Below are 25,819 nucleotides of genomic sequence, written 5' to 3' on the forward strand. Positions count from 1 at the left end.
GAAAACGACTCTGGGCAGAAAAGAATTTAACCCAGATTTAACCTGACAGACACCTGTATAAATAACCGGTAGTTGTCAGATCTAATCTGGACTAATACACATTATTTATCAAATTAGCTTTAACAGCTTAGTATTCTGTCTTAGTTTAATATTGAGAACAACATTTAAAATGTTATTTTTACCACTAAATAAAATTCATTTCCCAATAGCAAACCACGTAAGGTACCAACCTTTTGTGTTGTCTTGTGTTTGGAATGAATCAGTTCTCAGATTAAATACAGGCCATTGATTATCACCTGATGAAGTGGCCCAGTCAGTATATATATTAGTCACAACAGAAAAACACTGTGTCCTAAACTGCTTAGGAAATTTAATGACCCCTCCCTGATAAGATATGCCCCACTGATAAATAATGCCAGTATCACCACACTCCCACCAGCCATTCGTTGTCGCACTGGCCATATTTCTCGGTGATATACGACTATCAATCTCACGGCGAGAATAAGTTTCCGATTTAGTATAACACTCTCCTCTGATGGCATAATTACCTGCTGGAGCATAGTTACCTTTTGGCTGATATCGAGAGTCACTTTCTGTTTTCGAATAACTATATCCATTCTCCAGATAATAACCTCTGGGTTGATATTTCTCATCCGATTCTGACTTGGTATAACTTTCGCCTTTCAGGGCATAATTCCCGGCTGAAGCATAATTCCCCTTCGGCTGAAAACGGGTATCCGATTCCTCTTTACTATAAACTCCCACATCAGCGGCAGTCAGATCAGCTTTTAACTCCACCCAGGCATTGCCTGCTTGTGGCTCTTCCTTATTGTTCTCAATGCGTGATTGCCAGAGCTTTTGCTTGTGGTAAACCAACCCAAGTAGTGGATAAGGCTGAGCTTCTACTGTCCATTGTGCTGCTCCAAAGGTCTGCATCTCCCCCACTGCTTCCGTGATATCGTGAAAAATCCCGTTCATCTTTTCACGTTCAATATCCCGTGCGGTGGGATCTTCGTTTTGGTCACGACCATAAGTTTCGCCGTAACCTTGAGCATACGAAACCGCACCATCTGCCTGAGCTTCATCCGGAATAGAAACTCGGTCACCTTGCGCTGCGAAAGGAACTTTAAATGTTTTTGTCATGGGATTAAGCTCCGAAATGGCTGTTAAAGAAGTTGGCATGTGAGTAACCAAAGCCAAAGATATTACTGACACTGTTTTCGGCTGTGTTTAGTGTGACAGCTTGTTTTTCCCTGATTGAGGTATCAGCAGGAAACACATTATCTTTTTCCGTCGTCTTATCCGGTTTATTATCTTGAGTATTCATATCTAACCCTCATTTAATCAACAAAATACATTGCTAAGTAATATGAAGGCGGTCGGTACGTCTCCGCCTGTAAACATCAAATTGGGTTTATCAATACGGAAGAGTCTATTTTGGCGTATTTAAATGAATAACTTAGGGATTTACTATGTTACATTTTATAGCAGAAGAATGACACGGAATGCCAAGAAGAGCATTAATAAAATTTATTTTATCAATAAAGATTAATGAAACATCATGTGGAATGTTTAGGTAACGCTTTTAATCGAAACAGGGCCAGTTGCCCCTGAATAGTAATAATGATGGAGGCTTATTTTCCAATCGCAAACCAAGTCAAGTACCATCCTTTAGATGAATATATCGTTTGAAAACTATCCGCTTTTATATTAAATACCGGCCATTGAGTATCACTCGACTCAACAGAACCATTGTAATAAATGTTAGTAACAACAGAAAAACACTGTGTTCTGAACTGCTTAGGAAATTTAATGACGCCTCCCTGATAAGCTATTCCCCACTGATAAATAATGCCGGTATCACCACACTCCCACCAGCCGTTCGTTGTCGCACTGGCCGTATTTCTCGGTGATATACGACTATCAATCTCACGGCGGGAATACGTTTCCGCTTTAGTATAACACTCGCCCCTGATGGCATAATTTCCCGCCGTCTGGTATATTCCGGCCGGGAAGTTTGGCTTGGTGGGTGAATATGGCCCTGAACTGATTAACGGCCCCGCCCGCGTGACCAGTCGCCGACAAACCGCTGCGCTCGCCAGCATGGCCGCCGCGGCGCTATCAGTGGGGACGTTATCGACTGCCAGCGCCCAACATGCCCCGCTGCATCCGTACAGCCTGCCCGCGGCTGAATATTCCCGCCCCACTATTTCAGTGGCCAGTCCGATCCAGTATAGCGACCGCTCCGCCTATGAAATTCATATTCACGCCACGCCCACGCAATCGCCACAGGATATTGCGCGCATGGTGGCAGACGAGATCGACCGTCGGGAACGGCAACAACGTGCCCGCGCCCGCAGTGCATTTTCCGATAGGGAGGATTATTAATCATGATGGCCGCATTGGGTTTATTTGTCTTTATGTTGAAAACAACGCCTTACCAGAGCCTGCAACACCAACAATCATGGCGATTTGGATTCAATAACCGGATTGGCGCCCGTCCGGCGTTCCAGTTTATGGGGCCGAACAATGACACCATCACGCTGTCTGGCACCCTGTACCCTGAAATTACGGGGGGCCGCCTGTCCCTTTTGGCGTTGCAACTGATGGCGGACAGCGGCAAAGCCTGGTCATTTCTGGATGGTCACGGCACGATTTATGGCATGTTTATCATCGAGAGTATTGACCAGACCAAAACGGAGTTCTTTGTTGACGGCGCCGCGCGAAAAATCGACTTTACCGTCACCCTGCGTCGGGTGGATGAAAATTTGGGGCAAATGTTCGGGGATCTGAGCACCCAACTGGGTGCCGTTAAAACGGCAGTCACTGATATCACGGGGCTACTTTCATGATGTCACCAAAATTGGACTGGGTCACCGGCAACACCCACACCCCCGTCTATGTACTGAGTGCGGGTGACGAAAATATCAATGCCCGCATTCAGGACAGGCTGCTCTCCCTGAGCCTGACCGACAACCGGGGTTTTGAAGCCGATCAGCTTGATATTGAACTGGATGATAGCGACGGTCGGTTATCATTGCCGCCCCGTGGTACGGAGCTGTCCTTGCACTTGGGTTGGCAAGGTGCGGCGCTTATCCATAAGGGCAAGTTTATTGTGGATGAAATCGAGTACAGCGGCGCCCCGGATAAAATCACCGTTCGTGCCCGCAGTGCCGATTTTCGAGCAACCCTCAATATCAACCGTGAGTTGTCCTATCACCAAAAAACCATTAGCGATATTGTGCGCACCATCGCTACGCGTAACAATCTCACGCCGGAAATTGATACCGCGCTGGCGGGGATTATGCTGAATCATATTGACCAGACCAACGAATCTGACGGCAGTTTTTTAACCCGGCTAGCCAAACAAGAAGGGGCTATCGCCACTATCAAAAATGGCTACTTGCTATTTATGCGGCAGGGGCAAAACAAAACCGTTAAGGGTCGTCCGTTGCCTGTGGTGATCATTACCCGCCAATCCGGTGACGGTTATCGTTTTTCACTGGTCGATCGCAGTGCCTATACCGGTGTTTCCGCCAGTTGGTTAAACACACGCCAGCCCCAGAAAAAAGAAAACATCACCGTCAAACGGCGTCAGGCCAAACCGAAGAAAAAGGAAGAAAAACAAGGGGACTATCTGGTAGGCAGTGAAGGCAATGTGTTGGTGCTGAAACACACCTACGCTTACAAATCCAATGCAGAGCGAGCGGCCAAGGCTGAGTGGGAAAAAATCCAGCGCGGGGTAGCGTCGTTTTCCATCCAACTGGCCACCGGCCGACCGGAGTTGTTCCCTGAAATGCCCGTCAGGGTGAGCGGTTTTAAACCCCAGATTGACGCGGCCGACTGGACACTGGTCACGGTCATCCATACGTTAAATGACAGTGGGTTAACCTCAGCCTTAGAGCTGGAAGTGAAGATTTCAGATGCTGACATGGGTGAATAATTTGCTATAATCGCGCCATTGCCTAACAAAGCAGGCAACCATTTTCAATGAGGCGCTCATACTATGATGAAATGCCCACTTTGCCATCATGTTGCCCATACCCGCAGTAGTTTTGAACACACCACCGAAACCAAAGAACGTTATAACCAGTGCCAAAATATCAATTGCGGTGCCACGTTTGTGAGCCATGAAACCTTTGTCCGCTGGGTGACTAAACCAACCCTGATTGAAGTCGCACCGCCCCATCCTACGAATGGACAACAAGCAGCGCTGTGCTTCGATAATTTTTAGCCCAGATAACGCCCTCAAATACCAAGAGGGCTAATCCCATTTCCCAATACAAAAAAATTGCACCGATTAATGGTTATTCATTAAAGGTGATTTTTTATGCAAGAAAATATTTTTCTAAACGAGAGAATAAGTAGGTCTTAGAGAAGAACAAAAGGCGGTTCAATGCTATTGGATAAAAAACCAGTAGTGCCAAGGTGCTGCCAATCTGCTGCCAATTTAGGTTTTTCATGCAATAAAAACCAAAGAAGAAGCCACCTAAAAAGGTGGCTTTTTTAAAGCTAACCCACTGTTTTATCAGTGAATTTTTATATGGTGCCCAGGGCGGGACTTGAACCCGCACAGCCTTAAGGCCGAGGGATTTTAAATCCCTTGTGTCTACCGATTTCACCACCTGGGCTAAATTTGGAGGCGCGTCCCGGAGTCGAACCGAGGTGGACGGATTTGCAATCCGCTGCATGGCCACTCTGCCAACGCGCCTTTTTTGGAGCGGGAAACGAGACTCGAACTCGCGACCCCGACCTTGGCAAGGTCGTGCTCTACCAACTGAGCTATTCCCGCTCTTCTTCGAACTGCTTGATTTACTTAACTTGTTTCGTAAATCTCGTGTGCCGTTCGATGCGTTGCATTCTACTTACTTCGCGAAATGAGTCAACACAATTATTTAGAAAACTCGTTCGTTCGATGATTTTTGCGTCATTTCGATCACCCTTCACGCAAATCACCCCATGCGGCGCTCAAATATTGAAACATTGACCAGAACGTCAAGACCGCAGCAGCATATAATAGAACGAATCCTCCCACTTCAAGTTCAATGCAAGGACGCCACAATAAAGCAACCAATGCCGCCATTTGTGCTGTAGTTTTTACTTTTCCCATCCAGGAAACAGCTACGCTGCTGCGTTTTCCCAATTCCGCCATCCACTCACGCAAGGAAGATATGATGATCTCTCGTGCAATCATCGTCGCCGCAGGTAACGTAATCCACCATGTGTGGTAATGTTCTGCAATCAGTACCAGCGCAGTGGCCACCATAACTTTATCCGCTACCGGATCAAGAAATGCGCCAAAACGCGTTGTCTGTTTCCACAAACGGGCAAGAAAACCATCAAACCAATCTGTTGCAGCAGCGATGACAAAAATAATGGCACATAACATCGGTGCCCATTGGAATGGCAGGTAAAATGCCAAAACAAAAAATGGTATTAAGGCAATACGGAATAGGGTAAGCCATGTTGGAATATTTAATTGCATAATGCTTAGTAACTATCTGCCCAATGTTAAGTTTATCAATATGGTGCATCAATACTTCTAGTGTTTCAATGCATTATAGATTTTTTCTGCCAGTGTATAAGAAATAGAAGGCACTTTTGCGATCTCTTCTACACTTGCGTTACGTAAAGGCTGCAATCCCCCCATATATTTAAGTAACATTTGCCTACGTTTTGGCCCAATGCCATCTATCGATTCCAATGTACTGCTCTTTTTCACTTTTTCACGGCGCTGGCGATGCCCTGTAATGGCATGGTTGTGAGATTCATCACGAATATGTTGAATAACATGTAACGCAGGTGAATCAGGAGGAAGTGCTATCCCCTCTCCTTCCGCCACAAAAAACAGCGTTTCTAGCCCCGCTTTACGATCACTGCCTTTTGCAACACCAATCAGCTTAGGGTGGCTTTTATTCCATTCAACGTCCAAAGAATCGAAAACCGCTATCGCACGTGCAAGCTGCCCTTTGCCACCATCAATAAAGATAATGTCAGGTATTTTTGTCTGATCGATCGCTTTGCTATACCGACGACGCAAGACTTGGTTCATTGCAGCATAATCATCTCCCGGAGTGATATCTGTAATATTATAGCGGCGATATTCTGCACGAGCTGGACCATTACCATCAAAAACGACACAGGATGCAACAGTTTGTTCTCCCATCGTATGGCTGATATCGAAACATTCCATACGTTGGATTTTTTCAAGGCCGACAAATGTGGCCAACGCTTCTAGTCGCTGATGAATGGTCGATTGTTGGGAGAGTTTGGTAATCAAAGCGGTTGCAGCATTGGTACGTGCTAATTTTAAATAACGAGCCTTGTCCCCTCTTGGCCGTGCCTGGATATAGATTTTTCTGCCCGATATTTCAGAAAGTGATGTTTCTAACAGTTCTTTTTCAGGTAATGCAAAATCCAACAAAATTTCTGTCGGCAACGTCCTGTTTTGGCTTCCCTGGAGATAGAATTGACCAAGGAAAGTTTGAACTACTTCATCTAATTTCGTATCAACCGGAATTTTGGGGTAATAACTTCGGCTACCCAATATTTTTCCCTGACGGATAAATAAGACATGCACACAAGCCATCCCCACTTCAAAAGCGACACTGATAACATCAAGATCGTTACCTTCTCCGGAAACAAATTGTCGTTCAGTCACTTGCCGCACGGCCTGAATTTGATCGCGATAACGGGCAGCCTCTTCAAATTGAAGCTGTTGACTCGCTTTTTCCATTTTTTCAACCAGCTCATCCAATACTTGCTGATCTTTCCCCGCCAAAAACAAGCGAACATATTCAACTTGCTGTTGATATTCCTCATCCGTTACGAACCCTTTAACACAAGGGGCAAGACAGCGGCCAATCTGATGTTGTAAACATGACCTTGAACGATTGCGATACACACTGTCTTCACACTGGCGAACAGGAAATAGTTTCTGCAATAAAGCCAAGGTTTCGCGTACTGCATGGGAATGGGGGAATGGGCCGAAATATTCGCCTTTCGCGTGTTTGGCTCCACGATATAAAGTTAAGCGGGGATGAATATCACCACTCAAGAAAATATAAGGATAAGATTTATCATCCCTCAGCAATACATTGTAGCGAGGTTGATACAGTTTGATATAGTTATGTTCGAGCAGAAGCGCTTCTGTCTCTGTATGGGTAACGGTAACGTCTATCTGGGCGATATTTTTCACTAATGATTCTGTCTTGCGGCTACTCACTTGTGCCCGAAAATAGCTAGATAACCGTTTTTTCAGATCCTTGGCCTTGCCGACATAGATCACTTTGCCAGTGGCATCATACATCCGGTAGACACCTGACTGACTGGTGACTGTTTTTAAAAATGCTTTTGAATTAAAGAGTTCCGCCACAACTGTTCACCCATGCAATTTTATTATCCACCGTGGGTTACTATATTCTGCGTATCAAGCAATCCACAACGTATCGCTATATGGGTCAATTCTACATCACCTTTGATATTTAGTTTACTAAACATTCTATAGCGGTAACTATTCACCGTTTTTGGGCTTAGATTAAGCAACGCAGAAATCTCATTCACTTTACTCCCCTGAGTTATCATTATCATGATTTGCAACTCCCGCTCGGAAAGTTCATCCAATGGGTTTTCTTTTTGAGGTGATAACTGATTAAGTGCCATCTGTTGGGCGATATCCGGAGAAATGTAACGCTGCCCTGCATAAACAGTCCGAATTGCATTGATCATATCCTGAGGAGTTGCGGCCTTACTCAAGTATCCCCTGATCCCTGCTTGCATCACTTTCGTGGGCAAGGAACTTTCAGTATGGATAGTGAGCATAATCACCCGGGTATCAGGTGAATAACGGATGATTTTTTTAGCGGCCTCCAGTCCCCCCATGCCAGGCATTCCCATATCCATAATGACAACATCTGCGCTGTTTGATCTACACCATCTGACCGCATCTTCTCCACTGCTGGCTTCTCCTACGACTTTGATCCCTTTTGCATCGTCAAGAACACCTTTCACACCAATGCGAACCAGTTCATGGTCATCAACTAATAAGACATTAATCAAACAACTTCTCCACTAACGTAAGACCCACTGAAATAATGATAAATGAATAAGTGCCAAAGCCAAGCGGACACACAAGGTTTATCTTTATGATTTTCATAAAATAAACTAACAGAAGACAACATCCTTTATCGAGTGATATCAAAATTTTTTGGATGAGGTAACGGATTATACTAACATTAACGCAAAACAGAAAGAAAATTGTTACATATCAACGAAATAAGATAAATATATAGCCGGCTGATTTCGTTTGATATTTTTTAATAACATATCTCTATGCTGCTTATAACAATCTATTTTAATCCAAAGCAAAATGAGGGCAATATTGCCCTCATTTTGCGACGATTATTTAAATAAATTAAGAATATCTTTTTCAGTCAACATAGGCGTCTTTTCAACAAAGTTATAATAATCAGGCTTACTATCTATATAAATTTGGCGAGATAATTTACTCAAATTACTATTCTCAAATAAAGCAATTGGCACATAATAAGTACTTGGATGATGTAAATGGTAGAAAAGATGTGTGCCACATTTTTTGCAGAAAGCGCGTTCTGCCCATTCGGACGATGAATATAGTGAAATATTATCAGCGCCTTCTATTTTTAGATCGTCCTGACAGTCTACAGATAAAAACGGGCCACCATTCCACTTTTGACAAGTTTGACAATGGCATGCATTAATATCTTCGATATGTTGATTGGTTGCTACATTCACTGCACCACATAAGCAACTGCCTTGATTTATCATTTCACTCTCTCTGTAATAAATTTATCAAGAAAACAAATTAGTTATCTTTCATATCCTCATTATCCTCTTTGTCATCATCAATATGCCAACTATGCAATATCCGATGGACAAAAGGCGTAACAACCATCCCTACAGCGATAAAAAAGATAGCCTGAAGGAATAGCCCATAAATGGCAGCAAAATATTTCCCCAATGTACTGACGGGTTCAATATGCAGGTTCTGTGTTCCAATCATTGAGACAGAATTTAGTATTGCATCAGGGATAGCATGGCTTTCGATCAAGAAAAAACCCAGTACACCAGGGATAATACCGATCAGAAAGACAATGAAGGCATGAAAAAGAAAACGCAATATCCGTAAAATAAACCGGTCAAAGCTAATTAATTTATCAGTAAATTTTTCCATACCCGATCTCCACCAATAAATTAGTTACCATGGTGATTGTATGTTAGTTTTTATTTTTATCAATGATCATGAGCTGGGTATCAGCCAATAAACTTGATCATACCCCAATCGCTAATACCATCTTCAACTTTTTTATAGGAAAGAACATCGCAGGAAAATCGGTGCCTCCCTGCAATGTCACTAATCGATAAAATAATCATCTGTTGTAATTAATGATTATTTTAAATACTCTTAAATAATTTATTCATGGTGATACTTCCCTGTCCTAAAAACACGCCCACAATAGTAATAGCAACACCAACCCATTGTGGCAAACTGGGTATATCCCCCATCATTACCTGTATAATAAGTGCGAAAATGGGAACAAAATTAAAAAATATCGCCGTATTTCCAGCCCCACGAATAGCAACACCCATATTCCAAAAAAGATAGGCAATAGTGGAACCACCAATACCGATATAGAGACAGGCTAAATGGCTTTCAAAGGTTCCAGAAGATAATGCAGTCATCGGTGATTCTACAAAAATTGCAATAAACATTAATATAATTGCACCAAAAAGCATCGTCCAGCTCGTCGTCGCCAATGGCGTCGAATCTTTGATAAATACCCGTGTCCCTACTGTGTAAATTGACCAACCAAGACTACCCATAAAAATGATGATATCGCCGGTTGCTATCTGAGAGACACGACCTAACATCAATTCTCCATTGGTAATAACCAAAGCAACCCCCAACAAACTGATCACCATACCCACAACTCGCATTAAGCCAGGTAACTGACGCTTTATAATCGCTTCCAGAATATTGGCTGAAATAGGGGACGTTGCCACAATCAGGGCAGCCGTGACTGGATTGGAACTTTGCAGACCAACAAAAAATGCCCCATTAAATCCTGCTACACCAATTGCACCAAGAACAATAAATGCCCGCCAATTTTGCCTCAAGACCTTACTGTTAATTCCCTCTTTCCATGCAAAAAAAATAAAAATACAGATAACTGCGTAAAAAAAACGTTCAACAGAAGCTGTCCAGGGTGGCAAACTCATCAGTGCAAATTTCGTTACCTGAAAATTTGAACCCCAAAAGAATGTTGCAATCAATGTCAGCACAATTGCTAATTGTGGTGTCGTTCTCATATCCATTACCTTAATTTCTTGATTCAGCTCAAGCAAGACGCCATTGGAAAATTCATTGTGGCATCTTTCAAAATTGAAATATTTAGGCAATATTGGTAATCAATTTTTCATAAATGGAAAACAAATCATGCAGCCACTTATTTGGGATGATATTCGAATATTTTTGGCAGTCGTGCGAACAGGTACGATCAGTACAGCGGCCGAGCTTCTTGGTATTGGTGTGGCAACGGTATCGAGAAAAATCGAGCGCCTGGAAAACAGCTTCGGAATGGCACTATTTTTGCGGCACCAGACAGGCTATCAACTAACGGAAGATGGCGCAAAACTCCTGGAAAAAGCTAAGGCTATGGAAATTGCAGCAAATTCATTTTTGTTTGAAGCCGACATACGCGCAACGATTGCGGGAAATGTGCGCCTTGCAACACTCGAAACATTAGCTAATCATTTAATTATGCCGAACTTGCCGGCCTTACAAAAAAATCATCCAAACCTGACATTAGAAATCACAACGGATATCTACCCTGTAAACCTTCACCGCCGTGATGCTGACTTAGCACTTCGCATCATCAGGCCGGAGCAAGGCCATGTTAATGTCCGACAACTGGGAACCTTGGGGTTTGGCCTTTATGGAAGCGAAACTTACTTGGCTACCTGCCCTTCCGGTATATTCAGCGGTGAATATAGTGACGCTCATTTTATTGGCTGGATAAATGAGTACTCACAACTTCCTTCAGTTAACTGGCTCCAACAAACGCTGCAAGGGCGCCCACTTTCAGTCGCAACAACATCGATTTGCACTCAAATTGCAGCGGCAAATGCGGGCTTGGGATTAGCCATATTACCTCATATTGTAGCCAACGACGCTGGACTTATGTGTATTTCGCCCGACTTAGGCATAGACAAACCCATCTGGCTGGTTATTCAATCTGATTTGGCTCAATCCCCCAGAATACGAAAAGTGGCAGATTTTTTGGCTGATATGGTTTTTCAAAATCAAGATAAACTTTCAGGGCGAACTGGCGTTAATTGCTTTTTATCCTCCAATACGCGGTAATTATAATGATAGAAGATTTATTTGCTGATGAAGATGGCACTGTTCGGCCATTGCAAGCAAAATAGCATTCGCTACAATCTCACTTTTCGGCGGGTTTTACCTGACAATAAATTAATTAACTGAAATAGAAGTAAAAAATATAATAAAAACACTAAAAATCAAAATATCCATGTGAAAAATTACTTATAAATTAAATTTAAAAAAATAAGATTAACTAAATAATTTAATATCTATAATTAATTGACAAAACTACACATAAAATTGGCTAAAAAATATTTTTTTAGCCAATTTTAGCATGCATATATTTATTTACAAAGTTTTTACAACTTTTTTATACACGTTACAGTGTAGTCATGATATCGTCATTTATGACATAACCCGATGGTCATTGATTTAGTTGTTTCTATAAAATTAGCATATATTCTTTATTATCAAAAACATATCGCTATACTCATATGTTGTACTCATATAAGAAAAAACGGTAAGGAATCATTTATCCGTTTTTAATGATGAGGTTATTATGTTATCTATTGATGAAAAAAACAAAAGCATCAGAAACATGTTTTCTAGCTTGTTCCATCATCCTTCAGTTAAGAAAAAAAAGGAAAATGGCGAAACCATTAACTTATTAATTGGATATGATGAACGACATAAAAATATTATCGAAAATATTTCAAATAATACGAAAGAATTCCCTTTCCTAAAAACTGACTTACTGTCCCTCGATTCTACACCTGCACCAATTTTAGTTGAACAAATTGAAAATTGTGATGCCTTCATGTTTTTTTATCTTTCGTCAACATTAAAACCTTTTACACCATCTGGGCCTAAATTTTTGTCTCCCATAAGGCAAGTCATGCAGGAAAATTGGCGGAAATCAATTATTTTCAAGGATTATGGCGATCATTTTTACGAGGCATTCTCTGAGAAAATAGAAGTAATTAGTAATAGAAATCAGTCACTCATAAATCTTGCCATGGCCAGTAACCAAATTATCTTTGAGCAAGAACAGGATTGCATTCTTACTGCCACTATTAGCAAAAACCAATCGTGGACATCAATTGATGGGAAAGATAGTTATGATATTACGCCTGGTGAAATAGCAACAAAATTGCACAATATAGAAGGATGTATCATTTTTAGTGGTACTTTTCTCAGCACTATTCCTTTTGCCATTAAATATGGTGTTGTCCACGATTTTTTCAAAATAAAAGTAAAAAATAGCCAAATCATTGACTTTACGTGCCATGATCCTATTTTTTCGCAAGATTTTGCTAAATATTTATCCGCGAATCCAAGCAATAGTGTTATTGAAGAATTTGGTATTGGAACAAATTGCGGCGTTAAAAAACTTTATGGCTTAAACGCTGGTTTTGAAGAACGGCATCCAGGTCTACATCTTGGATTAGGTGGTGGCGCAATGGGTAGTCACCATTTAGATCTTATTTTTCAAGGAGGAAGATTATTCTTTGATAAGAAGAATTTTTTTCATGAAAAAATATTTAATATTTAACCAATCAATATCTTTATAAATTTAACATTGATATATAATAACCATTGAAAAATATTTTTAATTTTTACACAATCTATTTATTTACACTCCTTTTTCCTTCATTATTATGAAGCATGGTTACCTAAAGCATATATCAATTATTCGTCACATAGTCTATGTCATCATAAACTTAGTAAAGTTGAGGTTAGTATGGAAGATATCACTATCGAATTAAACGAGTGGTTCGAAGAAGAAACATTTGAAGAGGCCGTTGAAATTATGCAAGAAAAAGCGGTTGTTCCCGTCGGAACAGCCATGTGGCCGGTCTAAAATAATATAGCATTATATCTTAATGGCTATATAAAAAACAAACGGAGAAATACTTCTCCGTTTTCATATTATCTTATATTCATTTTTCTTCATAAATCGCAATAACAGATAAGTTATCAACACCGCTTATCGAAAATTCATTATTTTATTGTCCAAATCTGAATAAACACCTTCCCAATAATTAAAATAACCCCTCCCAGATGGATATATTGTCAATCCCCCACATATTATGTCCATAACATTGCCGATAAAACCTTCAAAATTTCACACAATAATTTCATTATACCAATCCAACTTCAAGTTGCCGTTTGCAAACCAATGGAAATGCTTATATCTCCCCGCGCAGCGGGGAGATATAATACGCATCTTGAAAGTCGACTGGTATAGTCACACTAAGTAATTAACAACAAAAAACATATTACAGGATATAAAATAAATAAAGTTTATTATTTTATATGTGATTATTTTAATGAATGAAATATGGAAACCCATCCAATTAAGATGAATTCCTATTGCATGTTAAAAATATTTAATATAAATTCGACCCAAAAGTGACATATGTGTCGTTTTAAGGTGAGAAATCAAATGAAAGCACAGAAAACACAACAATACATCTTAGAACAATCACTGAACGTTTTTATTAGAAAAGGTTATAATCAAGTAACAATGACAGATATTATTAATGAATGTGAGCTCAGTCGTGGCGGAGTTTATCGTTATTTCCAGTCGACTAAAGAAGTTTTCATTGCACTGATACGTCAAATGAATTCAGACCAGACAGCAAATGGGTATAAAAATTTTTCTGACTATTTAGATAGTGAGAAAAAATTTCTATTGAATATTCGCAACACCATTCGCGTCGCGGGATATGAGTTTATGATCCAAGAATCACAAAAAGATGACAACCATATAGCGCATGAAATATATCAATCCAATATCCATATCATCACACAATTGACAGGTCTTTCTCAAAAGCAGGCAGAACAAATTTTTCTAATCCTGGAAGGGCTAACGGTAATAGCCCTAACCGGCATTCTAACCACTGAATTAATAGAAACGCATTTTAATTACCTTACCGAACTGGCTCAAAATAATAAAAGAGATATCTATGAATAATATTCTGCATTCAATAAAAAACAATATGACATTGACTCATCCCATTGAAGTATTAGAAAAGTTATTGATATATCTGTATTTATATAATCGTGTATCAAGCAAGGCGTTGTCATTAAAAAGCGGACTACCTGTTCCTATTGTATCTGCCTTTAAAAAAGAGCTGATAAAACTGGAGCTTGCCGAAAATAAAGGTATTTTTAAATTAAATTCCGCAGGAATTAACTATATAAAAAATAATCTTGGATATCATACGGTTAATATAGAACACTATTTTTCATTATTAACTACTGATAACAGAAAAAACTTTGAGAGAGAACTCATAATATCACTAAAACCTATATACGAATGTCGCCCACAAGTTAATGTTATGTTAGATCAAGCTCACGCGACAATAGAAACATCAATACGAAGAGTAATGTTATTACTTAATAATCCTTGTATATTTAAGCAAAAAATTTTATTTTTAGGCGATGATGATTTAACTTCTTTAGTGTTAATGATGGCATTCAAAAAACTGGGGCACTATAACCCCAAAAGTATTTTCGTGAAAGATATTGATAAAGCGTTATTGTACTTTATAAAATCTGTATCAGAACAAAATAATTTTGTTATTAACACCGAATATAGAGATCTAAAGTACCCAAATGAATATACAAAACAATTTGACATTATTTTGACTGATCCTCCGTATACTTTAAGTGGACTGAAACTATTTTTATCACGTGCAATTAGTTTTTCTAAAAATGAGAATAGTGAGATATTGCTATCATTTGGGCAAAAAAAACCTGAACAACATCGTGAAATACAAAAACTCTTCTACGAGCAAAATCTATTCATCAAAAACATTCACCCACAATTTAACCAGTATCATGGTGGCAGTATTCTCGGCAACGTAAGCGATCTTTATGTGCTTTCTGTAACACAGAGTACATACCCAACTATTCCAGAAAACAGCGCTTACTCCAATAAAATATATACTGGGGAACTTAATCCCCGCGTAAAATTCTATCAATGCAAATCATGTCATAATACTATGATAATTGGATATGGAAAAAGCATATTAACCATAGAAGAATTGATAGAAAGGGGTTGTGAGCAATGTACTGGAACGAAATTTCAATATCGGGGGCAAGAAAAGGTTCATTCACCGACTAATACACAATCAGAAACCAGACAACTGGGTACTCAAATTGTACTAGAAATGAAAGGTTGTGATAGTAATAAACTACAATCTATCTCTGCGATTAAATTAATCATGCTCGATGTCGCCCGAAAATGTAACCTCAATATTATGACTCATCATTTCCATGAATTTGAACCGTGGGGCGTCAGTGGTGTACTAATATTAGCAGAATCACATTTTACGATTCATACATGGCCTGAATATTGCTATGCAGCACTTGATTTATTTATCTGCCATGAATTTAATCAAAAAAATACCCTTATCACACAACTACAAGCTCAACTGAACTCAAAAGAATATGAATGTAAGATACTACAACGAGGTTTCTAGCCCTTAAATAAATAAGATATTTTTTACCTCACGCTAAAAATAAAAAGGAAGCAATCAAATCGATGCTTCCTCTATCTGGTTTGCTATTTTAAGCGCTAAAAACATCATGCAAACCGACTATTGATTAAAGCCATTCCCATTACATCACAGTATTGACCATTTCTAAATGATTGCATGCGTTGTATGCCTTCAACTTCAAAACCAAATTTCTTATACAAAGCAATTGCTTTTTCGTTATCAACAAAAACTTCCAGTTCAATCCTAATGCAACCTAACCAATTAAACGCATAGTCAATGACAAATGCCACCAGCTTTGAACCAACACCTTTACCAAAATAAGTCGCATCAACGCCAAGACCAATATTCACAGTATGCCTGCGCCTTGGATTAGTGTAGGTAAATAACCCTATCGTACCCACAACCTTGCCATCGACCTCAGCCACAAAATCAATACCCCCTTCTTGGGTGTTTAACTTTAAACGTTCACGCCACATTTCATTCGAAGGACATGGACGTTGTAACGTATTGGAGTAAACATCAGGATGGCTAAAAATTCGCTGGTAATGTTCAGCATCTTCTGGCTCAATTGCCCTAATTATAATTTCCATACTCACCTCTTTTTAGCTTGTCTTCTTTATAACTACCTGATAAAAAAATAGATGTAAATAGCATATTAAATATTTATTTAAAATAATAACTCAACCTACAGCTGATGTTATCCCCCCCATTTTTATTTTTTGGAGTTTATATGGCTCAGGAAAATACAGCGACTTTTGAAGTACTCAAAAATCTTGAAGTAAGCCTTCATGGTAAAAGAAGAAATAATGCCAATTGGGTAAATGTGGTGTTACACGATAACTTTCTAGAAATTAGTAAATCAGGTTATTTTTATACTAAAAAAGATGTGTTAGATGGATTAACAACAGAAATAAAAACGCCTTTTCAGATTTTCTCAAAAGATTTTTCTATGCACTATCTTGATGAAAATATGGTATTACTCACTTATCAGTCTTATGAAACAGATCAAACTGGCACCCCATTCAATCAAGCACTTCGTTCATCAATTTGGCAATTATCTTTAACCGGTCAATGGCAACTCAGATTTCATCAAGGTACGATGATGCCTGTTTAAGGTAAAAAAATGGCCCAAATATTGGGCCATTTTTTTACTTAGTGAGCTAGACGAATTTTACGCTTTTTCACAATTTGAAACCCGATCATTAGAATGACAAACCATATCGGTGTGGCTATCAACGCCTGACGAGTATCTGGCTGCAAGGAAAGTAATACCAAGACAAAAGCAAAGAAAGCCAGGCATATCCAAGACATCACGATACCAAATGGCATTTTATATACCGAAGTCTGATGCAGCTCTGGTCGACGTTTTCTATAAGCCAAATAGGAACATAAAATCATGCTCCAAATAAACATAAACAGGATCGCAGAAACAGTTGTCACAAGAGTAAAAACCCGCATCACATCAGGGATAAAATAGATCAAAATAACCCCAAGAGAGAGGCACAGACAAGTAAAGATCAATCCTGATGCAGGAACCGAACGACGAGAAAGACGGCTAAACTGCTTTGGTGCATCCCCTTCTTTCGCCAGACCGAACAACATCCGGCTAGTAGAGAAAACCCCACTATTTGCCGAAGATGCCGCAGAAGTCAAAACCACAAAGTTAACAATGCTGGCGGCAGCGGGCAACCCGATCAAGACAAACAATTCTACAAAAGGACTTTTATCGACAATGACGGATCGCCACGGCGTGACCGACATAATGACAATCAGGGCTAACACATAAAACGTGATAATTCGGATTGGAATAGCATTAATCGCTTTTGGTAGCGACTTCATCGGGTTTTTAGTTTCTGCTGCGGCAGTTCCCACCAATTCAATACCAACAAAAGCAAATATCGCTATCTGGAACCCAGCAAAAAAGCCACTTAGCCCCATAGGGAACATTCCACCATCATTCCAGACATTAGAAAGTGCTGCAACATGCCCTGCTGGTGATTGAAAGTTGATGCCAATCAAGATGCCGCCAGTCACAATCAAGGCAATAATGGCAATGATTTTGATCATGGCAAACCAAAACTCCAGTTCTCCAAACAGTTTTACCGTGGCGAGATTCAGGGTTAACAATACCAAGACACACAGAAGCGAAGTTCCCCATTCCGGGAAATCCGGTATCCAATATCCAACATAAGCGGTGATGGCAACAATATCTGCTATGCCAGTAATGACCCAACAGAACCAATAAGTCCAGCCCACAAAAAAACCGGCCCACGGCCCTAATAAATCTGCGGAGAAATCACTGAACGACTTATAGTGCAAATTAGAAAGTAGTAATTCTCCCATTGCACGCATAACGAAAAACAGCATAAAACCGATGATCATATAAACAAAAATGATCGACGGCCCGGCAAGAGAGATAGTTTTGCCTGATCCCATAAACAGGCCAGTACCTATGGCACCGCCAATGGCGATTAACTGTATATGTCGGTTGGTGAGACTTCGCTGCAAGTGAGAACTTCCAGTTTCAGTAGTGTGAGTGGGTTGTATTTTTTCTTCCATAGTTGTATCCAATTTATTCTCACAGCATGGCCTTAATACCCTCAAGCTGTGTTTAATGGAACATTGTGACATAGACAACCGCGGTATTAACAGAAGGATTTCATATGAAAAATAGAGTGATTATTATTAAACCAATCAGTTAAGTATTTATTGTGCATATTTTATTCAGTTAGTAAAAAAGTGGATATAATCGATTGACGTCCGGTTGACGCTGGAGAATAATTAATCGCACTGGGTCGTTAGCTCAGTTGGTAGAGCAGTTGACTCTTAATCAATTGGTCGGGAGTTCGAGCCTCCCACGACCCACCAGATTTTATTAATTAAATCAGAATATTAGGCCACTTTCCTACAAGTGGCTTTTTTTATGTTTTTTAATCAATGGCGACAAAGTGGCGACAGGGATTTTTAGGCTATATTTTCCCATGCTTATTAAATTTTCGTACTACGTACGACTTTTACATTGACACTCGTACCAAGTACGAATAAACTGTTTTTCATAGATGAGCAAGGATGTGTTTTATGGAATACCTACTTTTTATCGAAACCCCTGTGTTTAGTAGAAATCGAGCTGATTTATTAACCGATGATGAATTCAGAAAACTACAAGAACACTTACTAAAGAATCATGAACAAGGTAGTACCATTAGCGCGACTGGAGGATGTAAGAAGATTCGCTGGCAGCGCGAAGGAATAGGAAAAAGTGGCGGAGTAAGGATCATCTACTACACCATCACGAAAACTGGAAGGCTCTATCTTCTTTTGATTTACCCTAAGAATAAAAAAGATGATTTAACCCCGAAAGAAAAAGAAGTACTTAAAGCTATCAGTAACAAATTGCAATAATCAACGCCGCGTAGATACGCGGCCATGTTCATACAGCGGAGAAACTATGGACAAAAAACTTTTTGAAGATCTGGTTGAAAGCATGAATCAGATGGTATCGATTGAAAAAGGAGAGCTTTCCGTTCCTGCTGAAAATATTCATCGCCATCGTCTGCCTGATGTAAAAGGCCTACGCGAAACCTTCGGGTTAAAGCAAAGTGAGTTTGCCGAAGCTATTGGCGTTTCTGCTTCCCTAATTCAAAGCTGGGAGCAATACCGACGTATTCCTTCTGGCTCATCACTTAAGCTGCTTAAGATGCTGGAGCGTAATCCTGCTCTAATTAGTGAATTAAGCATACTTTAATTTTCTTCCTTACCCTGATGTAAGAAGAGAAAGTAATTTCAGTTCTACTTATTCAGCAAAGCCGCGCACTATCTGGTTTCTGTGATAATACGTGGCTTTGCTTTGTGATCCACTCACCTCACGTAAAATAAAATTTATCCTTTAATATCATTGCGTTGATTTTTCCTCGCGATCCATACCGCGATCCAAAAACTGAAATTGCCTGAAAATCGTTTCACACTTTTCAATTTGCGGTTTCTCTCACGTCGCCAGTATTGGCGCGGTCTGGCGATTCGGTTTGTAGGATCCTCAAACTGAAATAACTTTTTGATCCAAAACGTGCAGGCGGGTGCGGTGTAGTGCGTTTTACGTGGGGGTTACGTTTATTTCGTGGGAATTACGTGGCACAGGTGCGATTTAGTGACGTGATCCAATTTAAACGCAGCCGGCTATACATTGATAGATGAATGGCTTATAACGCGTCTGATTGCGTTTAATGAGGACGTAAAAAAGGCTACCCCGAAGAGTAGCCTTTGACTGGAGGTATTGGACGCAGAATATATCTGCCACATGAGCAAGGTTAAGCTGCTGTCAGCACTAGTTGATAGCCTAAGCTGGATAGCGCCTTTTCTACCGTATCAATTTTGGTTGCGTGATAAACATCAAGCAGTTGCTTCACGTTCTGCTTTTTGATACCTACACGGCGTCCCAGTTCCGCACGACTCACACCGGATCTTACCATCGCATTAAGCAACAGGATCTTTGCTGCAACGCTGGCCGGAATATCAATATAGTGCTCTGCTACCGTATCGCTCGGTAATGGAATTTCTTTACTCTCATCGTCAAAATACATAGAAAAGGCAGTGAGTAACGCATCATAGCCCATCGCTTTTGCATCGGATAAGTCATCACCACAGGTCAATGCCTCTGGTATATCAGGGAACGATACGAACAAATTTGTTCCGTCTTCTTCAATATTTACTGGATATCGCATAATCATAGTAGTGAGTCGAGTTAGCCCAAGAACCAGCCCCGAAGGGCTGGTTAGTTATTTGAGTTTTAACTGCTTAAGGATTGATAACCTTAATTTTTCGTTAATCTCTTTACTCGGATGTCTTGGCATTGCACTTCTTGCGTCTCCATTGAAGAGTATCAAGTGATTCTTTCCATTCTTGATTATTACCCCTTGAGACTCAAGCCACCGCCTGAACTCACTCTGCTTCACTAACCCTCCATTCTGTTTAACATGGTAAAATAGTAATATTTTTTTATTACCCTGTCAACACATTTGTAATATTTTTTTATTACCCAAAAAATAAACCCCGCCGAAGCGAGGTTAATTTATCTAGCCAATCACCGGCGAGTACGTCTGTTTCAGCCCGTCCGATTTATAGGCTGTGTGCCTAATGGCGCTGGCGTTCTCCGGGGTGCCGGTGTTGTGATGGGTATGGGCGGCGGTCAGTTCGGCCAACTCCTTCACCACATCCAGCGTTTCCAGCATCAAGGTCATCACGTTAAGTTGCTGGCTGCCAACCCAAACGACGGGGGCGACAATCTCCTGCTTAACGCCCGCAATGCTCTGCTTAAGCAAGCCAATTTTCTCAACCAACTTTTGGCCAACCTCAATATTGGCGTCTTTTCCCACGCTGGCCACCCAATTTGATGAGGTTGCCAGGCAGTAATCCCCGTCAGCAATGTGCTGGACAGCCCCCGCCAGTAACGTGGCCGTGCCCAGCACCGTGGTCTTATCCGTGGCCTGTACCGTAGTTTCCCGTGTTACCACGGTGCGCGTTTCTGTGTCGGCCTTGATTTCACGGTGCATGGAGGATTCATTAATGGTCTGGTCGGTCTGCCTGATCCAACTACCTTCCTGCGTGACGCGCTGTGAGACCTCCGCCCGCTGCTGCTGCAATTGCTCACCTGGCTTAATATCGGGCAGCGTGTTGCCCTGGCTTAAGGTCTGGCGGATAAAGGGCTTGTCCGGCCTGCCGCCCTCGAAAGCAATTTCAACCCGCGTGCCAATGGGCGGGTACTGGAACATGCCCGATTCAGCGCCCGCCATCGGCAAGGGCAGTGGGACAGCGCGGTAAACCGGTGCGGCGGCGTCTTTACCGTCATCATCCAGCAATTGCACATCAACGGCATAGCGTGGCCGGAAGGGATCGGCCATATCGCCGCTGGCGGTGTTTTCGGTGTGCGCCTCAATGCGGGCGAATTTAGGCAGGTGCGTGCCCGCCGATAATTCCGGGTACGCAGCATCAATCTGGCGCTGGGCGGGGGTTTTCTCTGGCTGACCGTGGGGTAACCAGGTGATGGTCATGTTTTCATTGTTCAGATTGACCTTACTCAACCGTTGTTGGTTCACCACAAAACCCGGCCGCAATGACTGGATCATCGGAATGGTCATCGCATTGCCCGCGGTCTGTTGCTGGCTAAATTCATTGGGGATCTCGACGGGCTTGCCCTTAAACATCGAATGCGCCCAACTACCCAGATAAACCGCGCCATCCGGCAACTGGTGCCAGATATAATCTTCAATGGCAAACACCTGCCCCAGATTCGCCAGCAACTGATAGCCCGTGCCATTGTGGGTGTAATGGGGGATAGGTTTATCCGTATAAGGGGCGTCCGGTAAAGTGAATGTCAGCCCGCTATGTTCCTGTAGCCAGTCAACAATCTGGCTCAAGGTGGGATGCTGAAAAGAGCACGGCCACGCTTTATCAAACACGCCAACCAGTTCGCGCACAAATAGCCGTTGGAAGCCATTCTGCGCGGGTTGTGCGCGTTCCACATAGCCCGTAAACCAGCGCAACAGTAATTCAGGGTAGCCCACATCAAGGCGCACCAGCTTGCCGGTGTAATCCGTGGTTGTCTCCGCCGTGATAAAGCCCCGGCCACAGGATGAGAGTTCCAGCATCAGATTGGCGTCAACGATATGGATCTCATCATTGGATAAATAGAGCCGATGAATAGGTTTCATTATTTTGCAGGCCCTATCTCATCATTTATTGGTTTAAGCCATTCCCGTTCAAACCAAGTGAGTTTGTCATCACTATCTGAGGCTGACGAACCACCCGGCTTAGCGGTCTGTTTCTTGGCCTGAATATTACCACTGGCACGGGCATCGCGTTTTTCCGCCACAGACAGGTGCTCCCTTAAGGTATCGTCGACCCCATAGGCTTCAGCCAATCCCGCCGCATATTGCTGCAAAAATGCCCGCGCCCGATTATTTAATTGCATAGCTCTTCCCTTTGCCTTTTCCCATTAGAGGATCACAGATAATTAAAATTCTTGTTTTTGTTGCCTTTTGGATTTTTAGACGGCAGCGGGGTAGCAATCCTGTCCAGTTTGCCAAACTTTTTCAGAATATCCGGCAGATGGTCACGCAAGCGCGCAAATTCTTCGGTATCGACCACCTCTTTGACGGTTTCGATATCTTCCTGCACGTCGGCAACTTCCTGCTCGGTTGACTCCTGCGAACTTTCCAGTGCGGCTAAACGGGTTTCTAAATCAGCGACCGCTTGTGCCAATACCTGCAACGCATCATCATTGGATGTTTCGGGCGAAGTATCATCCTGTTCTTCAATATTGAAGAGACTGCGCCATGTTTTTTTAGTACCTTTAGCCATCTTTGTTCCCTTTTGTGTAAATTCCCTGACTTCATCAATCACCAGCGGTTTATACGCACCGAATCGATGAGATGGTTTCTTTTTATTAAATTGCAGGCGTGTTGTGCCTACACTCGCTGGCTCGTCAGTGACTCCCAGCCCTTCCAGATAGGTTTTGCCTGTGCCGCGAAAATTACCGTTCGGGGTAAATTCCACTGAGGTAAACAACAGTTGACCGTCCCGGTTGGCCTCTAATAAGCGGTGATTGGGTCGCAGTTGCGCATAAAGACGCAACGCCCCGTCTTCCCCGCGTTCGGCCTTGACTGCCAGCACTTCCCCCATCGCTCCGAACCCGCGTTCATGTTCCGGCCAAATTCGGGCGGTATACAGTTGGGGGTCGTAAAGTTCTGCGGCCTCCAAGATCCATTGAGGTTCTATCACCCGGCCATCAACGGTGTCACCTTCCATGGCAATACATATCCAGTTCGTCATTAACTGAGACATATTGCATTCCTTTCGTTTGCTTCACACACAGTATTGCGAATTCAGTGGGTTCGCGCGAGCGGTGCCATTCGGATGAATTCGGATATCACGCATAACCGAACAGAACCGAAGTCAACCGGACGAAATCCGCCTGTGCGCCCTGCATAATGAGCCGATGCAAGACAAGGATGTTGAAAACAATGGCTAAGTACTCTGATGAATTAATAAAAGTGGCCAAGTCGCTGTACCTGCGCCGCTACACCCCGGCGGAAATTGCCAACGAACTGAACCTACCCAATCGACGGATCATTTATTATTGGGCGGAAAAGTGGCACTGGGCGGACATGCTCAGTCATGAAAGCGTGGAAGAGGCGATCAATCGCCGTATTGCCCTGCTCAGTGAACGTAATCATAAAACAGCACCGGAACAGGACGAACTCGACCGCCTGATTGCCCATCATGTGAAATTGATGGCACAGCTACTTGCAGCAATGGCCGCTTCTTTCATCGGGCGATCACTTTCATCATCCAGCTCACCATCCATCGCGTAGCCATCAATATTTTTGGAAATGTACTTCGCCACATAACCGGTTGCAGACCCTTTTTCGGGGTCAATCTTCTCAGCATGAAAGCGGGCTTTCAGGGCTTTTGCGGTCTTCAGTTCGTGGCGGTCTTCCTGCAAGGCATATTCACGGATGATGTCGCGCACCTGATCCGCCTGGTCTGGTTGCATAAAAAACAGCATATGCCAATGAGGGGTAGCATCATGATGCGGTTCAGCCACACGGATACCAAAGATACGTAAATTGTTACGATGGAGTTTGGCTCTGATTTTTGCCCAAAGGCCGCTGAGATATTGTTGTGTATCAGCGGGACTGCTGCCGTTCCATTTACGGTTACGGTGCCCGTGCCGGGTTGTGGCATGGTATTTAGAGGGGGCGGTCATCGTGTAGAATTCAGCGACGTAACCCAGTTCATTACAAATATTTTCAAATCCCCGGATGCGCACCATCATTTCAGTACGGCGGATAGCGGGATTAGCTACACTGCCATAGTATTTATCAACCAGGCTAATGCGGTTCCCCTCTTCATCTTCCAGCTCCATTGACTTGATAAAGTCTTTCGTACGGCGCTTTTGCTCTTTCCATTCGGAAATTGTGCTTTTGCTGGCGTAGGTACTGGCCTTTTTACTGACACGGTTAATGGAAATCTGCAAGTGCTCACGCCACTCTGCTGCCAAACGACGCAGACGCCCCAACCACCATGTCTCTGAGGTCATGCGAGAAATGGCCGCGATAGCCGGTGTTTCATCAAAAAAGCGGCCTGTTAACTTATGCCAGGAAGGAGCGTCTTGACGATAGGCTTTGGTGATAGCGGCGGCGCGCATATAGAGAACATGCACCCGTTTCAGATCACCGTCTTCTGGTAGCATGTCGTCGGCCACTGTTTGCAACTTCTGAGTAACAAACTCAGCAATATCATTTGCCAGCAGTTCGAGATCTTCCCGCGACATATCAGGAATACGGTTAAACCGTGCCATATACAGCGCGTTATCCGCTGAAATTTCCTGAATTTGGTAACGGTTGGTCACTAACGTAACCCTGGGTAAGATGCGATCGACGAATGTCTTAGATAAAAAAGCCTCGGCGCGTTGTTCCCCTTGCTCCTTTTCTAAAACATTAGCGCGGTACTGAACATCCATACGAACAATAGCAGGCTGCTTTTTTAGTAGCCGCTGAACATACGCGCGTTTTTTTGCAGCGTTTACAATTGCACGTTGCTCTTCTTCTTTCTGGTATTGCTCTGCATAAGTTGGTAGTGGTCTGACTATCGGCTGGATGGGTTTATCCCATGGCAGAGAAATGCACGCAGCCAGAGCTGCGTTGTGTAGCATCACTGGCTGGAATTTGCTGAGTTGGCGGCGCGGTTTAGAGGGTACGCCGCTAGCTGCTGGTACTGGGTTCACTCACAAACCCCAGTGCCTTCATTAAAGAAATAGGCAGGGGTTAACAATGAGTATTCATAAAAATTAATATGTATTAGTCCAGATTAGATCTGACAACTACCGGTTATTTATACAGGTGTCTGTCAGGTTAAATCTGGGTTAAATTCTTTTCTGCCCAGAGTCGTTTTC

The 25,819-nt window shown here is 42.1% G+C and carries 27 protein-coding genes, 4 tRNA genes and 1 pseudogene; 12 read left to right on the forward strand and 20 right to left on the reverse strand.

Annotation, left to right across the window (positions count from 1 at the left end):
* Positions 1 to 195: 195 nt before the first annotated feature.
* The 3 genes from Xkoz_RS25370 to Xkoz_RS20285 form a co-directional block, all read right to left on the reverse strand.
* Positions 196 to 1,143 (reverse strand): gp53-like domain-containing protein, encoded by a 948-nt coding sequence (locus Xkoz_RS25370; protein ID WP_208615297.1) that lies wholly within the window; start codon positions 1,141 to 1,143, stop codon positions 196 to 198.
* Between the two features lie 4 nt (positions 1,144 to 1,147).
* The gene (locus Xkoz_RS17385; protein ID WP_099143247.1) at positions 1,148 to 1,327 is read right to left on the reverse strand and encodes a hypothetical protein; all 180 of its coding nucleotides are present in this window, start codon (positions 1,325 to 1,327) and stop codon (positions 1,148 to 1,150) included.
* Between the two features lie 307 nt (positions 1,328 to 1,634).
* Positions 1,635 to 2,207: a gp53-like domain-containing protein gene (locus Xkoz_RS20285; RefSeq protein WP_141554440.1), complete on the reverse strand. Its 573-nt coding sequence runs from the start codon at positions 2,205 to 2,207 to the stop codon at positions 1,635 to 1,637.
* Positions 2,208 to 2,390: 183 nt separating this feature from the next.
* On the opposite strand from Xkoz_RS20285, the gene Xkoz_RS17395 reads away from it, so the two are divergent.
* The 3 genes from Xkoz_RS17395 to Xkoz_RS17405 all read left to right on the forward strand — a co-directional run bounded on the left by Xkoz_RS17395 (position 2,391) and on the right by Xkoz_RS17405 (position 4,234).
* Positions 2,391 to 2,852 (forward strand): phage tail protein, encoded by a 462-nt coding sequence (locus Xkoz_RS17395; RefSeq protein WP_099143249.1) that lies wholly within the window; start codon positions 2,391 to 2,393, stop codon positions 2,850 to 2,852.
* Positions 2,852 to 3,943: a phage late control D family protein gene (locus Xkoz_RS17400; protein WP_099143269.1), complete on the forward strand. Its 1,092-nt coding sequence runs from the start codon at positions 2,852 to 2,854 to the stop codon at positions 3,941 to 3,943. Before Xkoz_RS17395 ends, Xkoz_RS17400 begins: the two co-directional genes overlap by 1 nt.
* A 63-nt stretch (positions 3,944 to 4,006) precedes the next feature.
* A complete protein-coding gene (locus tag Xkoz_RS17405; RefSeq protein WP_099143250.1) occupies positions 4,007 to 4,234 on the forward strand; it encodes an ogr/Delta-like zinc finger family protein in 228 nt (75 codons plus the stop codon).
* Between the two features lie 310 nt (positions 4,235 to 4,544).
* Here the strand turns inward: Xkoz_RS17405 and Xkoz_RS17415 are convergent.
* The 9 genes from Xkoz_RS17415 to Xkoz_RS17455 all read right to left on the reverse strand — a co-directional run bounded on the left by Xkoz_RS17415 (position 4,545) and on the right by Xkoz_RS17455 (position 10,347).
* Positions 4,545 to 4,631: transfer RNA gene (locus Xkoz_RS17415), tRNA-Leu, on the reverse strand.
* A gap of 6 nt (positions 4,632 to 4,637) precedes the next feature.
* A tRNA-Cys gene (locus Xkoz_RS17420) sits at positions 4,638 to 4,711 on the reverse strand.
* A gap of 5 nt (positions 4,712 to 4,716) precedes the next feature.
* Positions 4,717 to 4,792, reverse strand: a tRNA-Gly gene (locus Xkoz_RS17425).
* A 144-nt stretch (positions 4,793 to 4,936) separates the two neighbouring features.
* Positions 4,937 to 5,485, reverse strand: coding sequence for a CDP-diacylglycerol--glycerol-3-phosphate 3-phosphatidyltransferase (gene pgsA / locus Xkoz_RS17430; protein WP_099143252.1), 549 nt, complete (start codon positions 5,483 to 5,485; stop codon positions 4,937 to 4,939).
* A gap of 57 nt (positions 5,486 to 5,542) precedes the next feature.
* The gene (gene uvrC, locus Xkoz_RS17435) at positions 5,543 to 7,375 is read right to left on the reverse strand and encodes an excinuclease ABC subunit UvrC (protein WP_099143253.1); all 1,833 of its coding nucleotides are present in this window, start codon (positions 7,373 to 7,375) and stop codon (positions 5,543 to 5,545) included.
* A 23-nt stretch (positions 7,376 to 7,398) separates the two neighbouring features.
* Positions 7,399 to 8,058 (reverse strand): UvrY/SirA/GacA family response regulator transcription factor, encoded by a 660-nt coding sequence (uvrY, locus tag Xkoz_RS17440; RefSeq protein WP_099143254.1) that lies wholly within the window; start codon positions 8,056 to 8,058, stop codon positions 7,399 to 7,401.
* A gap of 342 nt (positions 8,059 to 8,400) precedes the next feature.
* Positions 8,401 to 8,805, reverse strand: coding sequence for a GFA family protein (locus Xkoz_RS17445; RefSeq protein WP_339373905.1), 405 nt, complete (start codon positions 8,803 to 8,805; stop codon positions 8,401 to 8,403).
* 37 nt (positions 8,806 to 8,842) lie between these two features.
* Positions 8,843 to 9,211 carry a hypothetical protein gene (locus Xkoz_RS17450; RefSeq protein ID WP_099143255.1) on the reverse strand — a complete coding sequence of 123 codons (369 nt, stop codon included), beginning with the start codon at positions 9,209 to 9,211 and terminating at the stop codon, positions 8,843 to 8,845.
* A 221-nt stretch (positions 9,212 to 9,432) separates the two neighbouring features.
* The gene (locus Xkoz_RS17455) at positions 9,433 to 10,347 is read right to left on the reverse strand and encodes a DMT family transporter (protein WP_099143256.1); all 915 of its coding nucleotides are present in this window, start codon (positions 10,345 to 10,347) and stop codon (positions 9,433 to 9,435) included.
* Positions 10,348 to 10,474: 127 nt separating this feature from the next.
* On the opposite strand from Xkoz_RS17455, the gene Xkoz_RS17460 reads away from it, so the two are divergent.
* The 4 genes from Xkoz_RS17460 to speD all read left to right on the forward strand — a co-directional run bounded on the left by Xkoz_RS17460 (position 10,475) and on the right by speD (position 15,852).
* Positions 10,475 to 11,401, forward strand: a complete 927-nt coding sequence (locus Xkoz_RS17460) for a LysR family transcriptional regulator (protein WP_099143271.1) — start codon at positions 10,475 to 10,477, stop codon at positions 11,399 to 11,401.
* A 520-nt stretch (positions 11,402 to 11,921) separates the two neighbouring features.
* Positions 11,922 to 12,914: a CgnE/CgnB domain-containing protein gene (locus Xkoz_RS17465; protein ID WP_099143257.1), complete on the forward strand. Its 993-nt coding sequence runs from the start codon at positions 11,922 to 11,924 to the stop codon at positions 12,912 to 12,914.
* 894 nt (positions 12,915 to 13,808) lie between these two features.
* Entirely contained in the window at positions 13,809 to 14,339 is a 531-nt protein-coding gene (locus tag Xkoz_RS17470; protein WP_167386616.1) for a TetR/AcrR family transcriptional regulator, read from the forward strand.
* Positions 14,332 to 15,852 (forward strand): adenosylmethionine decarboxylase, encoded by a 1,521-nt coding sequence (gene speD / locus Xkoz_RS17475; RefSeq protein ID WP_099143259.1) that lies wholly within the window; start codon positions 14,332 to 14,334, stop codon positions 15,850 to 15,852. The genes Xkoz_RS17470 and speD overlap by 8 nt, the downstream gene beginning before the upstream one ends.
* 104 nt (positions 15,853 to 15,956) lie before the next feature.
* Here speD and Xkoz_RS17480 read toward each other — a convergent pair whose 3' ends face one another.
* Positions 15,957 to 16,460: a GNAT family N-acetyltransferase gene (locus Xkoz_RS17480; RefSeq protein WP_099143260.1), complete on the reverse strand. Its 504-nt coding sequence runs from the start codon at positions 16,458 to 16,460 to the stop codon at positions 15,957 to 15,959.
* Between the two features lie 140 nt (positions 16,461 to 16,600).
* Here Xkoz_RS17480 and Xkoz_RS17485 point away from each other — a divergent pair, with 140 nt between their 5' ends.
* The gene (locus Xkoz_RS17485; RefSeq protein ID WP_167386617.1) at positions 16,601 to 16,984 is read left to right on the forward strand and encodes a nuclear transport factor 2 family protein; all 384 of its coding nucleotides are present in this window, start codon (positions 16,601 to 16,603) and stop codon (positions 16,982 to 16,984) included.
* Between the two features lie 38 nt (positions 16,985 to 17,022).
* On the opposite strand, the gene cycA is transcribed toward Xkoz_RS17485, so the two are convergent.
* The gene (cycA, locus tag Xkoz_RS17490) at positions 17,023 to 18,429 is read right to left on the reverse strand and encodes a D-serine/D-alanine/glycine transporter (RefSeq protein ID WP_099143262.1); all 1,407 of its coding nucleotides are present in this window, start codon (positions 18,427 to 18,429) and stop codon (positions 17,023 to 17,025) included.
* A 233-nt stretch (positions 18,430 to 18,662) separates the two neighbouring features.
* On the opposite strand from cycA, the gene Xkoz_RS17495 reads away from it, so the two are divergent.
* From Xkoz_RS17495 to nadS, 3 genes are all read left to right on the forward strand, one after another.
* Positions 18,663 to 18,738 (forward strand) — tRNA-Lys (locus tag Xkoz_RS17495).
* Positions 18,739 to 18,948: 210 nt separating this feature from the next.
* Positions 18,949 to 19,272, forward strand: a complete 324-nt coding sequence (locus tag Xkoz_RS17500; protein ID WP_099143263.1) for a type II toxin-antitoxin system RelE/ParE family toxin — start codon at positions 18,949 to 18,951, stop codon at positions 19,270 to 19,272.
* A gap of 46 nt (positions 19,273 to 19,318) precedes the next feature.
* The gene (nadS, locus tag Xkoz_RS17505; RefSeq protein ID WP_099143264.1) at positions 19,319 to 19,615 is read left to right on the forward strand and encodes a NadS family protein; all 297 of its coding nucleotides are present in this window, start codon (positions 19,319 to 19,321) and stop codon (positions 19,613 to 19,615) included.
* Positions 19,616 to 20,174: 559 nt separating this feature from the next.
* Here the strand turns inward: nadS and Xkoz_RS17510 are convergent.
* The 5 genes from Xkoz_RS17510 to Xkoz_RS17530 form a co-directional block, all read right to left on the reverse strand.
* Positions 20,175 to 20,549 carry a type II toxin-antitoxin system HicB family antitoxin gene (locus tag Xkoz_RS17510; protein ID WP_339373906.1) on the reverse strand — a complete coding sequence of 125 codons (375 nt, stop codon included), beginning with the start codon at positions 20,547 to 20,549 and terminating at the stop codon, positions 20,175 to 20,177.
* 93 nt (positions 20,550 to 20,642) lie between these two features.
* Positions 20,643 to 20,819, reverse strand: a complete 177-nt coding sequence (locus Xkoz_RS17515; RefSeq protein WP_099143265.1) for a type II toxin-antitoxin system HicA family toxin — start codon at positions 20,817 to 20,819, stop codon at positions 20,643 to 20,645.
* A gap of 120 nt (positions 20,820 to 20,939) precedes the next feature.
* Positions 20,940 to 22,574 (reverse strand): type VI secretion system Vgr family protein, encoded by a 1,635-nt coding sequence (locus tag Xkoz_RS17520; protein WP_099143266.1) that lies wholly within the window; start codon positions 22,572 to 22,574, stop codon positions 20,940 to 20,942.
* Entirely contained in the window at positions 22,574 to 22,834 is a 261-nt protein-coding gene (locus Xkoz_RS17525; RefSeq protein ID WP_099143267.1) for a baseplate complex protein, read from the reverse strand. Before Xkoz_RS17525 ends, Xkoz_RS17520 begins: the two co-directional genes overlap by 1 nt.
* A gap of 32 nt (positions 22,835 to 22,866) precedes the next feature.
* Positions 22,867 to 23,706 (reverse strand): GPO family capsid scaffolding protein, encoded by an 840-nt coding sequence (locus tag Xkoz_RS17530; protein WP_099143268.1) that lies wholly within the window; start codon positions 23,704 to 23,706, stop codon positions 22,867 to 22,869.
* A gap of 179 nt (positions 23,707 to 23,885) precedes the next feature.
* Between Xkoz_RS17530 and Xkoz_RS17535 the strand changes: the two are divergent.
* A pseudogene (locus Xkoz_RS17535) lies at positions 23,886 to 24,164 on the forward strand (terminase gpP N-terminus-related DNA-binding protein); the annotation flags it as partial.
* Here the strand turns inward: Xkoz_RS17535 and Xkoz_RS17540 are convergent.
* Positions 24,143 to 25,579, reverse strand: a complete 1,437-nt coding sequence (locus tag Xkoz_RS17540; RefSeq protein ID WP_099143273.1) for a replication endonuclease — start codon at positions 25,577 to 25,579, stop codon at positions 24,143 to 24,145. The pseudogene Xkoz_RS17535 and the gene Xkoz_RS17540 sit on opposite strands and share 22 nt — an antisense overlap.
* Positions 25,580 to 25,819 lie beyond the last annotated feature (240 nt).

The organism is Xenorhabdus kozodoii, assembly GCF_002632875.1.
Classification (GTDB): domain Bacteria; phylum Pseudomonadota; class Gammaproteobacteria; order Enterobacterales; family Enterobacteriaceae; genus Xenorhabdus; species Xenorhabdus kozodoii.